General features: G+C 41.0%; 11 protein-coding genes. 6 read left to right on the top strand and 5 right to left on the bottom strand.

What is annotated here, in order from left to right:
* Nucleotides 1-136 precede the first annotated feature (136 nt).
* Complete coding sequence (locus F887_RS13155; RefSeq protein WP_004770998.1) at nucleotides 137-634, bottom strand: thioesterase family protein; 498 nt, start codon at nucleotides 632-634, stop codon at nucleotides 137-139.
* Nucleotides 635-803: 169 nt separating this feature from the next.
* Here F887_RS13155 and hemB point away from each other — a divergent pair, with 169 nt between their 5' ends.
* A complete protein-coding gene (hemB, locus tag F887_RS13160; protein WP_004770996.1) occupies nucleotides 804-1,817 on the top strand; it encodes a porphobilinogen synthase in 1,014 nt (337 codons plus the stop codon).
* 282 nt (nucleotides 1,818-2,099) lie between these two features.
* On the top strand, nucleotides 2,100-3,218 hold the full coding sequence (gene thiO, locus F887_RS13165) for a glycine oxidase ThiO (protein ID WP_005292309.1): 1,119 nt from the start codon (nucleotides 2,100-2,102) through the stop codon (nucleotides 3,216-3,218).
* Here thiO and F887_RS13170 read toward each other — a convergent pair.
* Both F887_RS13170 and F887_RS13175 read right to left on the bottom strand, forming a co-directional pair.
* A complete protein-coding gene (locus tag F887_RS13170; RefSeq protein ID WP_005292308.1) occupies nucleotides 3,215-3,658 on the bottom strand; it encodes an ABZJ_00895 family protein in 444 nt (147 codons plus the stop codon). The two genes, thiO and F887_RS13170, sit on opposite strands and share 4 nt — an antisense overlap.
* Nucleotides 3,659-3,943: 285 nt before the next feature.
* Nucleotides 3,944-4,396 carry a GNAT family N-acetyltransferase gene (locus F887_RS13175; RefSeq protein ID WP_005292306.1) on the bottom strand — a complete coding sequence of 151 codons (453 nt, stop codon included), beginning with the start codon at nucleotides 4,394-4,396 and terminating at the stop codon, nucleotides 3,944-3,946.
* A gap of 160 nt (nucleotides 4,397-4,556) precedes the next feature.
* On the opposite strand from F887_RS13175, the gene F887_RS13180 reads away from it, so the two are divergent.
* Entirely contained in the window at nucleotides 4,557-4,934 is a 378-nt protein-coding gene (locus F887_RS13180; RefSeq protein WP_005292304.1) for a VOC family protein, read from the top strand.
* A 33-nt stretch (nucleotides 4,935-4,967) separates the two neighbouring features.
* Here the strand turns inward: F887_RS13180 and F887_RS13185 are convergent, their stop codons facing one another.
* Complete coding sequence (locus F887_RS13185) at nucleotides 4,968-5,750, bottom strand: crotonase/enoyl-CoA hydratase family protein (RefSeq protein ID WP_005292301.1); 783 nt, start codon at nucleotides 5,748-5,750, stop codon at nucleotides 4,968-4,970.
* 164 nt (nucleotides 5,751-5,914) lie between these two features.
* Between F887_RS13185 and F887_RS13190 the strand changes: the two genes are divergently transcribed.
* From F887_RS13190 to F887_RS13200, 3 genes are read left to right on the top strand one after another with little or no spacing between them, the layout of a single operon-like run.
* Nucleotides 5,915-7,165: an exonuclease SbcCD subunit D gene (locus tag F887_RS13190; protein ID WP_032862780.1), complete on the top strand. Its 1,251-nt coding sequence runs from the start codon at nucleotides 5,915-5,917 to the stop codon at nucleotides 7,163-7,165.
* A gap of 9 nt (nucleotides 7,166-7,174) precedes the next feature.
* A complete protein-coding gene (locus F887_RS13195; protein ID WP_005292297.1) occupies nucleotides 7,175-10,771 on the top strand; it encodes an AAA family ATPase in 3,597 nt (1,198 codons plus the stop codon).
* On the top strand, nucleotides 10,771-11,355 hold the full coding sequence (locus F887_RS13200; protein WP_005292295.1) for a hypothetical protein: 585 nt from the start codon (nucleotides 10,771-10,773) through the stop codon (nucleotides 11,353-11,355). Before F887_RS13195 ends, F887_RS13200 begins: the two co-directional genes overlap by 1 nt.
* On the opposite strand, the gene F887_RS13205 is transcribed toward F887_RS13200, so the two are convergent.
* Nucleotides 11,352-12,044 (bottom strand): YggS family pyridoxal phosphate-dependent enzyme, encoded by a 693-nt coding sequence (locus tag F887_RS13205; RefSeq protein WP_005292293.1) that lies wholly within the window; start codon nucleotides 12,042-12,044, stop codon nucleotides 11,352-11,354. The genes F887_RS13200 and F887_RS13205 overlap by 4 nt on opposite strands.
* Nucleotides 12,045-12,094: the final 50 nt, after the last annotated feature.

Here is a 12,094-nt window from a genome sequence, read left to right as displayed (position 1 = left end):
CATGACATGTTTCACCGTAGGACAGCAGGATTGACTCTTATAAAAATAGAATTGAAAGGAGCAAAAGATGGACTTGGAAATGAAAGCCACCTCTCACACTTTGCATGAGAGGTGCTTAATATTTTTATTTTAAGAATTAATAGGCATACGATGCAATTGCAGTCGCAATGGGTTTATCTTCGTCATTCACCATGGTCATGCGCATAGTGCATCCTTTACGCCCCAAACGTAAGGTTTCGGCACGCGCAATAAAATATTTACCACGTCCTGGCGCCAGATAATCGACACGCATATCCACCGTGGCTAAGCGTGATACTTTTTTGATGGTATCTGGCAAATCTTCTGGTGAGGCACGGCGATAAAGCTGCTCCATGGCCGCCACACCACCAATACTGTCCAGAATCGTGGCTGCCACACCACCATGTAAAATCTGAAATGCCAGATTCCCGACCAGTTCTGGCTGCATCTCCACATAGGCTTCAATTTGATCATCGACTACTCGCATGACCATGCCACTGTATTTAAAAAATGGACAGGCATTAAATGCTTTACATAACTGTTTCAAGACCACTTGGTGATCTGCCTTTGCACCTAACTGAATATTGCCAGTCCAGTTTTTCTTTACATCATTCATACGCGGCCTACACTCAATGGAAAGAATAACTTTCCATTATTTTGCACAAATCTAAAAATATGGGGCTACAATAGCGGGGTTCGTAATTGAGCGAAGTCGCCAAGCTCTCCCTCGCGTGACTTAATACCTCAATTATTCCCCTAGTGTAATACTGAACATCGAGATTGTTATGACTTATACGTTCAATCGTCCAGCTTTTCCTGCGACTCGCATGCGCCGTATCCGTAAAAATGACCAACTTCGTGCCATGGTCAGCGAAACACATTTAACGGCAGATCACTTGATTTATCCAGTGTTTGTATTACCAGGACAACAACAAACTCAAGACATTCCAAGCATGCCAAATGTGCAGCGTTTGTCAGCTGATTTACTACTTAAAAAAGCAGAAACCCTGCTTGAACTCGGTGTATCCAAACTTGCTTTATTCCCTGTAACACCACAAGAAGATAAAAGTTTAACAGCGGAAGCCGCTTGGGACGAAAATGGTTTAGTTCAAACGACTTGCCGTCTACTCAAAAAAGAATTACCAGAAATGGTGCTGATTACCGATGGCGCTCTTGACCCTTATACCACACATGGTCAAGACGGCATTATTGATGACACAGGTTATGTGTTAAATGATGAAACTGTCGAATGCCTAGTGAAACAGGCACTCAGTCATGCTGCGGCAGGTGCCGATGTAATTGCACCCAGTGACATGATGGATGGCCGTATCGGTGCGATCCGCCAAGCGCTTGAGCAAAATGATTTTATCTACACCAATATCATGGCGTACTCAGCAAAATATGCTTCTAGCTTCTACGGCCCTTTCCGTGATGCGGTCGGCTCTGCTAGCAACCTGAAAGGCGGCAATAAATATAATTACCAAATGGATATTGGCAACCGTGCCGAAGCCTTACATGAAATCGCACTTGATCTACAAGAAGGTGCGGATATGGTGATTGTTAAACCGGGTATGCCTTATCTGGATGTGGTGCGTGAAGTAAAAGATACTTTTGGCGTACCAACTTTCCTCTATCAGGTGAGTGGTGAATATGCCATGCTTGCAGGTGCGATTCAGAATGGCTGGTTATCTGACAGCGTAATTCTGGAATCTTTGATGTGCTGCCGTCGTGCAGGTGCTGATGGGATCTGGACATATTTTGCTGAAGATGCAGCGCGTAAATTAAAAGAGATGAGATAGAAGTTATATTTCATCTGTCTGAAAATGATAGTATCTACTCCAGAGTCTTGTTGAGCTCTCATCCTTTTTCAGGATTAGCCTTCGGCTCGACCTACTTTTCTTTCGGGAAAAGTAGGCAAAACCATTGTCATTCGCAAAACCTGTTCACTGCTTACATTTTTCTGATATTGAGGATGTATAAGAGGACTTCTTTTAGCGTATATCACGCAGGTTGCGAATGACGTCTTCCGTGTAGCAAATTTCAAGATACGTTTTATCTTAGAAACCACTTAAATTAAAGTTATGCATATTGCCATCATTGGTGCGGGTATTAGCGGCTTAATGTCAGCATTGGAACTAGCTGAACAAGGCTGCTCTGTCGATATTTTTGACCAACAACTTGCAGGTCAAGCTGCCTCATGGGCAGGTGGAGGCATTCTCTCCCCAATGTATCCATGGCGTTATGCACCCGAAGTCAATCAACTGGCTCAATACGGTAAATCACTCTATCAAGAGTGGAATGAGAAGCTCCTCCCCATTACTGGCATTGATTTTCAGATCCACGATACAGGCATGCTGATCTTCGATCAGGAAGATTTTGAAGTTGGCTTGAATTATGCCACTCGATATCAGGAACCAATGCAGCAATGTGAGTTGCTCAATCGCTCCAAACTTGAACAGATTAATCCTTATATTTCCCAACAATTCCAACAAGCAATCTATTTCCCCCAACTCTCGAATGTCCGCAATCCACGTTTATTACAATCCCTGATCAGCTACTTAAAACAACATCCATTGGTCCGTTTTTTTGAACATTGTCCTGTTGAAAAGTTAATTATTCAGAATAAGAAAGTGCTCGGAATTGAAATCGAAGATGGGCAAAAATTTACCGCGGATCATGTAGTCATCACTTCTGGTGCATGGAGTCAGCAATGGGCCGAGCAACTACAACGCCATATTCCTGTGCAGCCCGTACAAGGGCAAATGCTATTATTTAAAACCCCTGAAAACTGGTTACCGACCATGTGTATGAATCGGGTGATGTACCTGATTCCACGCCAAGATGGTCACATTGTTTGTGGTTCTAGTATGGCCGAAACTGGCTTTAGTACAGCAGTTGATGAGCAAACCCAGCAGGATATTTTAACGGCATGTCTGGAAATGGTGCCTGAGCTACAACACTTCCCGATTGTGAAACGTTGGGCAGGCTTACGCCCAAGTTCGCCACAAGGCATTCCTTATATTGGTGCCATGCCTGAACTGGAAAATCTTTGGGCCAATTTTGGACATTTCCGTAATGGATTATGTATGGGTTCTGGTTCTGCCCGACTATTACGCCAACTCATGTTCGGGCAAGAGACGATTGTCAATCCAACCGCTTACTCGCCCCTACGCCTGAAAAAAGAAAGTCTGGCTGTTTAAAACATTTTATTAGCCATTCTTTGTGCTTGGGGTCCATAAAACCAATAGGTAATTAAGAATAGCGGCACGGCAATGACAAACCACATGGCCAATACGGTGAGTAAAAATTGCGGTTGTTTCAAATAGAGTAAAAAGTTCTGCCAGATTTCAGGATCTTTTCGTGCAAATATAAACAACCCCAGTAGTAGACCACATGCGTTGTAGCCCCAGAAAATCAGACTAAAGCCGATGGTTAAACGCTTTTTTTCTTGTGCAGTTGGTGCACGGCGTTGTTTTTTCAAAAATTTGAATAACACCACAATGATTGCGATTAAATAAGGAATCGCGGTGAGCACCCCACCGATACTATTCGGTAAAATAGCCGCCAATACACCTGCCAATAAAGTCGAAGCTAAACAAATAATAAAAAACCAGATATAGTACAAACGCAATGAAATCATAAAGATAAACCTAATTAAACTGGCTTTAAGAAATAATTATAAATTTTTTTCACTTTTTTTTCATTTTTATGTCAACCAATCCTCAACCAGCAGCGTTATATATGGTACAAGGTCGCAGCAACCGATTGGACATTGCACGGCATCCGCAATGTTTTCGGTGACCTTTCATTATGACTCTCCATCTTTAACAATGGTTGTGTTAGCAGCCAGAACCATTGAAAAAGATTTTGACCGACGATTTATCATCACTCGAATCGTCGGTTTTTATTTGCCTGAGATTTATGTTTAAACCCTATCAGCAACATACATTTTGATCGGCGCACCTTCATCATCTTTAACCATTGTTAAAAATGACCAGCCACACTTTTCATAAAAACTATTTAAATCAGTCACTAAATACAACTTTTCAATACCTAAAGATTGCATATCCATTCGGGCGAAGTCTAATAGTTGCCTTGCAATATTCTGCTGACGGTAAGATGCTTCAACGAATAATGCACATAGGTTTGGTGCAAGGTCTTGACGATCATGGAAATCATTTTCGATCACCCCCGCACCTGCAATAATCTGCTGATCATTATCCAACATCACATACCATTGTGGAATTCCACCCTGCTGTTCTATCGAGCTCTGCATACTCTCTCGATAGGCTTCAACTGGAATCTCCCATTTATTTGAAAACCAACTTGCTGCTTGCTGCAAAAGTTCTGGTCGATTGACTAATTTAATAATATTCATCAACTTTAACTTCGTCTCTTTAATTGTAATTAAATGAATAAACCTCATTTCTTCAATCAGGTGCGCGACCTTAGAAATATACTTACATAAATCATTATCTGTAATGCCTTTGATCTATTTAGAATAATTTCTGGACAATAAATACAACAGGATATTCACCATGAACAGCATTATTTATTTTGAAATTCAATCATCAAATCCACAACGTGATATTCATTTCTATCAATCCATATTTGAATGGCAATTTGAAAAATTGGAAGGCTTACCAATTGAATATTATCGGATTACTACGATAGGTATTCACGGTGGTTTACTGCAACGCCCTGTTACAACACCACCAACTGGATGTGGCACCAATGCTTTTACCTGTAGCATCGAAGTAGAAAATTTTGATGTCACTGCAGCTCAAATTTTAACTTTGGGCGGTATCGTGGCAATGGATAAATTTGCAATTCCTAACCGTTGTTGGCAAGGCTATTTCCTAGATCTTGATCAGAATACCTTTGGGATTTGTCAAATTGATGAAAATGCTCAATAAACTAATCCACTTGGCTTAAATAAAAACAGCCATTTAGCGGCCCTTAAACTGTGGTGAACGTTTTTCTAACATGGCACGAATTCCTTCTTGCGCATCTTGTGATACAAACAACGGCATTAAATAGTTGTTCATTTTTTCAAATGCGACAGTCTGACCTTGCGTTACTGCATCGGTTGCAGAAGCCAATAACGCCTGTACAGCAAGCGGTGCAGAAATGCAGATTTCTTTGGCAATTTCGAGCGCACGCTCAAGCTGTTGACCATTTGCAACCACCTCAGAAACAAGATTCAGTTGATCAGCAGTTTTGCTGTCAAAGGTTTTGCCCGTTAATAAATACGGCATGGCTTTTTGCCAACCGGCAGCCTGTACAAAACGCACCGTCGCACCACCAAATGGCATGATGCCACGCTGTACTTCAAGCTGACCAAATATGGTATTTTCACTGGCGATGACCACATCTGCATTGAGCATTAACTCCACCCCAGCGGTATAACAAATACCCTGTACCGCCACCACAACAGGTTTGGTTCTATGCCGACCCGCTGTTCCCCAAGGATTAATCTGCTCTACTGCAAAATTAAAAATACCGTCAGATATTTTAGACTGTAATTCAACTAAATCTAAGCCCGCGGTAAAATGATCACCATGCGCAAAAATCACGGCACAACGTAATTCAGCATTGTTTTCATATTCTGTTAAAGCAAGCGATAAATCCTGAATCATATGACTATCAAAGGCATTCCGCTTTGCAACTCGATCTAAACCAATCAACATAATGTGATCAATAATTTCGCGGCTTACTTTACCTAAGCTCATTTATATTTCCTCATTTTTAAAATAATAACCTCGATAACAAACTAGTGGATCGGTTAAAAATGATCAAGCTGCATCTTGTACTGCTTTTTCTACGGGGCAAGACCCTCCTTTCCACTGAAATACGTGCTACCTTATTCTGGTTCATTTCTTTTTTAGATTCATTTATGACTGTGCGTTTTTTTCATACTTCTGACTGGCATCTGGGGCAGTTTTTTTATAATCACTCCCGCCATTATGAACATGAACAATTTTTAGCATGGTTACTGGAGCAGATTAAGGCAAAACAGCCACATGCCTTGTTAATTGCGGGTGATATTTTTGATGTCATCAATCCAAGCTCACAGGCACAAAAGCAGCTCTATCAATTCCTTGCCGATGCTCATGAACTGGCACCGCAAATGCAAACCTTGATGATTGCAGGCAATCATGATTCAGGCTATCGGATTGAACAGGTAGAACCTCTTTTAGAAAAATATAATGCCAAAACCGTCGGTGTGATTCGCTGGAATGCAGATAAAACTTTAGATTTAGAGCGCCTCATTCTGCCAATTTATAACGAGCAAAAACAGATTGTCGCGTGGTGCATTGCCCTGCCATTCTTACGTTCAGCTGAAATTACTGGTTTTAATGAACACACTACCAACAGCCAAAATGCGATTGCATATCTGCATCAGCAGTTAATTGAGGAAGCTAAACGTCGCAAAACTGATGATCAAGCTCTCATCCTGATGTCACATGCACATATGCAAGGTGGAGAAACTTCAGACTCAGAACGACCAATTATTATTGGCAATGAAGAAGCACTTTCGACCTCACTTTTTGATGACAGTATCGATTATGTTGCGCTTGGACATTTGCATAAACCGCAAAAGGTACAGCATCCACATATTCGTTATAGTGGCTCTCCAATTCCACTGTCATTTAGTGAGATCAACTATAAGCACCAAGTGGTTGAAGTCACCGTTGATTCAACCCAACCAGAAAATAAGCTGGATTTTGAAGCATTGGCAATTCCGCGAAGTATTCAACTGCATAAAATTAAAGATGAACTCACAGCGGTCATGCAGCAGCTTAAAAACCTACCGAGTGGCCCCATCGAAAATATTGACCATCGAGAATATGTCGATATCGAATATCATACAACGATTCCCCCACAGCCGAATTTACGCCAACAATTCGAAGATGCCTTACCGAAGGATCGCTACCGTCTGGTGCGCATTTCCAGACAATATTTATCGAATGAAAATAATGCCGAAAATAAGCAGAGCATTAGCCTAGAGCCGCCAACACCAGAAAAATTATTCCAGCAGATCTGGGAGAAAAAGGGCTATCACGCCGATGATGAAGTCACCAAAGATTTCTTAAGTCTAGTGAATGAAGCACAGAAAAAACTTGAAGATGATCAAAGTTCTTAAGGATTTGCCATGAAAATTTTATCGATTCGACTGAAAAATTTGGCATCTCTTGCAGGTGAGCATTTTATTGATTTTGAAAGTGAACCTTTAGCCAATGCGGGCTTGATTGCCATTGTCGGAAAAACTGGCGCCGGGAAATCTACCATTTTAGATGCCATGTGCCTTGCCCTATTTAATAAAATTCCACGCCTCAAAGAAAGTGATGGCAAGCTCTTGGATGTGGATGGCTCTGAACTGCTGACCAATTCACCGCTTACCGTTTTACGTCGTGGCACAGGACATGGTTTTGCTGAGCTGTGTTTTGTGGCACAAGATCAAAAACATTATTTGGCTCGTTGGGAAATTAAACGTGCCCGTGAAAATGCCAGTGGTAAATTACAGAGTGTGCAACGCTCTCTCAAATGTCTCACTGATGGTGTGGTGATTGCTGATAAGACCAAAGCCGTTGAAACCCATATTCAGCAAATTACCCAACTCAGCTTTGAGCAATTTACCCGTGCCGTCTTACTCGCTCAGTCTGAGGTCACCGCATTTTTAAAAGCACGTGATAATGAACGTGGTGAACTATTGGAATATCTGACCAATTCCAGTATTTTTGCCAAAATTGGACAATTGGCTTATCAAAAGACCAAAGAAATAGCTGATCAACGCAAGCAATTAGAAAATGTTTTAGGTCATATTGAAATCCGCTCAGATGAAGAAGTTGCAGCATTACAAGTACATTTTCAACACGCACAGCAACAGGTTCAACAACTCGAAACTGAGAAAACCCAACTCAATCAGCAACAGCAATGGTTTGAGCAGCAGCATAAACTCAATCATGAAATTGGTCTAAAGCAACAACAATATGATCTCCAGCTCAAAACCTATGAGGCATTGGCAGCTGAACGTATCCAGTTGACTCAACTCGAAAGCTTCTCAGCTATTCGTCCTATTGTCTTTCAGCAGCAGCAACTTCAAAAAAACATTCTGCAACTCGAGCCACAAATTCAGCAAAAGCAAAATAGCTTTACGGTTTTAATCACTCAATTTGAACAAGAAAAAAATCGTTATACTCAAGCTGAAACAGCATTGCATCAATTTCAAAGCTTTGAGCAGACCCATCAAAATGAACTCACACAAGTCCGTAAATATGTGCAAGAACGTGAATACATCGCAGATGAATACAAAAAAACCAAGAACCGTTTAAACCAGATTGAAAGTCAGCAACGGCCTTTACAGGAACAACAACAACAGTTTGAACAAAGCCATCACAGTCTCTCAATACAATATCAAACCAATCTTGAGCAACTGCAACAAAGTATCCAATTTACTACGTTGGACAATGGTCTGAATGCCCATATTCAACAACTCAATCAATTTATTCAGCAATACCAAAAAGTAGAACAGAGTTTAGGTTCAATCCAGCAAGCTCAATCCAAACTTGAACAAGATAAAGTCATTTTGAATGATCTCATCCAACAGTTTGGTAGCACTCAGCAGATCGAATCTCAACTTGAACAAAAACAAAACTTGAGAGAACAACAGCAAACACGACTCAATCAATTAGATCTGATTCAGCAGAAGTTACAGCATTACTTTGAAGTCATGAATCATAGGACTGAGCTCAATCAAAAACTGGACACAGCGCATCAGCAGCAGTTGCAACTTGAGCAACAACTGCAAAAAGTCGAAACAGAATTCCAGTCCGCCAAGACCGAACGTGAGAAATTACAGCAGATTTTGCAGCAGCAACGTTTGCTTCACGCAGAGAATATTGAACATTTACGCGCAGAATTAAAACCAGGCGAAGCATGCTTAGTCTGTGGCAGCATAGAACACCCCTATCGTGATAACTCCAGTCAGCTCTCCAAAGCCTTATATGAGCTACAGCAGCAACAAGAACAACAAGCCATCCAGCATGAACAACAATGTTTTCAACGTTGGCAAAACACTCAGCAACAATTTACTCAAAGTCGAGCTGAGCATACGCAATTACAATCTGCTATGCAGCAAAGCCAAGACAAATTCAACATTCAACAGCATGAATTACTTAGCCAAACGGTACAGTTTGCGATCGCGCTCGATTTAACCCAATCACAAGCGCAAATCACATCAGCTCAACAACAGTGGCTAGCTGATACGCTACAAAGTAAGCAACAAGCAGAATTGGATTTACAACGACTGGGACAAGCCCATAAAGACCAATATCATCTCAACCAAACCATTCAAAATATCAGCTATCAACTTGAGAACGTACAACAATTACAACAGCAGGTTCAGCATATTGTAGATTGTCTGGATGTAAATGAAAAAAGCGTATGGCAACAACACCCTGTTTCCTGCTCACAACAGGTCTTGCACCGCCTACAGCAACGTGGACAGCAGCTCAAGCAAACTGAAAACTTAAACAAGCAGCAACAACATCTGCAACAGCAGCTTAATTTATTAAAATCAAATTTGGCTGGATTAACAACCCAGCACAGCGAGTTGAGTCAGCAGCTCAAAGACATTGAGCTTAAAGGTAAACAAAACACAGATTCAGCGCATCAGTTGATTGTTGCAATGACGGGTTTGACAGAACTTAAAGCCAACGAATGGTTGAATCAGCATGATCAACAACGTCAACAATTACAGAGCCAATATCAGCAAATTAAACAGAATTTCGAGCATGCCCGCCAAAACTTTGAGCAACAAAAAAGTGAACTGGAACAGCTCAAAACACAACAGCAGCATAATCAATCTAGATTGGCAGAATGTAAAACTGAAATAAGTATCTGGTTAGCAAAACATACTAATTTTAATGAAAATCAATTACTTGAGTTGCTTAAAATTTCATCAGAGCAAGAACAGCAGATACGTCTATCCTTACAAAATGCGGAACGCTTACGTAATGAAGCAGCATCTGCGCTGAAAACCGTACAAGAGCAGTTACATGCACATCAACAACAGCAACCTAAAATCGAGCATGGGCAGCTCACTGAGAACATCCGTCTAAATCTTGAAAGCTTGCAACAGCAGTTGGAGCAACGTGATCAACACAAACTAAAACTGGAAGTTCATCAGCAGAATGTCGCCAAACAGAAACAGTTTACCGAGCAGATTCTACAAATTCAGCAGCAAGAGCATCGCTGGAATAAGATTTCAAGCTTGATTGGGGATTCAAAAGGAAAAGATTTCCGTGATTTGGCACAACAATATAATTTAGACATTTTGCTGGAATACGCCAATCAACAGTTGGCGATGCTATCACAGCGTTATACCTTGAAGCGTTTAGATAACTCACTCAGCTTGGCAATTATCGACCATGATATGGATGGTGAAATCCGTTCGGTTGCTTCACTCTCAGGTGGTGAATCTTTTCTCACTGCCCTCGCGATTTCGTTGGCGATTGCCAATATGGCGTCTGGTTCCATGAAAATCGAATCGCTATTTATTGATGAAGGTTTTGGTACCTTAGATGCCTCGTCATTGCATATGGTAATGAATGCGCTGGATCAGTTGCAAAGCCAAGGTCGTAAAGTGATTTTAATTTCTCATATTCAGGAAATGCATGAGCGGATTCCCGTACAGATTCAGGTACAACCTGTTGGATCAGGTTCGAGTCGGATTGAAGTAGTGGGCTAATGAACATTCAATTGCTTCATACAGAACTATTAAAGCACTGTATCCAGTTTGAGACCGGCTTAACAGAGTATGAAATAGAAGCAATAGAGCAGCTTTTTAGATTTCACTTCCCTCCTGATTTGAAGCTCTTTTTAAAGTACGGACTTCCTGTTTCGGAAAATGAATGGAAATTTCCTCACTGGAGAGAAACACTTCATAGCGATAAAGCGAAAAATATGCTGATGGAGCGGCTCAACTGGCCTCAGGAAGGAATTGCTTTTGATATTAAAAATGGCTTTTGGCTAGATCAGTGGGGAGCCGCACCAGAGGAAATCTCAGACCGTCTGGCAATATTTGAGGAGCATTTTAAAACTTATCCTCAACTGATCCCCATTTACTCTCATCGTTATATTCCTGCTACACCACTTGAAAATGGAAATCCCATATTTTCAATCATGCAAACTGATATTATTTATTACGGGACAGACCTGATCAATTACTTTTGTAATGAATTTAACCTAGATAAAACGCTGTTTAATCAACTATTAGAAACTCCAAAATCGATTCAATTCTGGGGCACTCTGATCGAATTAAATAATAATTAAGACTTTGTTGAATAATCTCTTGCACCAAACAATGCTGTCCCGACTCTCACCATGGTTGAACCTGCAGCAATTGCAGCTTCCAGATCAGCCGACATCCCCATACTTAAGGTATCCCAATCTTGAGGCTGAGCATGTTGAGATTTCACTTGATCAAATAACGCTTTGGCATCTGCAAATGCAGCATGATTTTCAGGTGCAGGAATGACCATCAAACCACGTAAATGGATCTGTGGAAGCTGGCTGATTTGCTGAACCAATTCAGCCACTTCTTCTGGCTGGCAACCATCTTTTGAATCTTGTCCATCAATATTCACTTGCAGACAAATATTTAACGGCGCTTGCGATTCCAAACGCTGGTTAGATAAACGCTCGGCAATAATCAAACGATCAACCCCGTGTACCCAATCAAATTTTTCAGCCAGATGCTTGGTTTTATTACGTTGCACATGACCAATAAAATGCCATTCAATCTCTAGCTGTTTCAATTCTTCAATTTTTTCTAAGGCTTCCTGTAAATAATTCTCACCAAAACAGCGCTGCCCAACTGCATACATTTCCCGCAGGCTAGAACTTGGATGTGTCTTTGAAACAGCTAACAATTGCACAGTCGCAGGATCACGTTGAACATGCTGACAGGCTTGTTCTATTTGATTTAAAACAGTTTGGCGGGATTGTTGCGATTGATTCATTGACACAGTTCTCATTTACGAAATGTTTTTTTGCTTTCCCATTCTTTAAG

The organism is Acinetobacter sp. NIPH 2100, assembly GCF_000369805.1.
Taxonomy (GTDB): Bacteria; Pseudomonadota; Gammaproteobacteria; order Pseudomonadales; family Moraxellaceae; genus Acinetobacter.
This window is presented reverse-complemented; position numbering and strand designations above follow the sequence as displayed.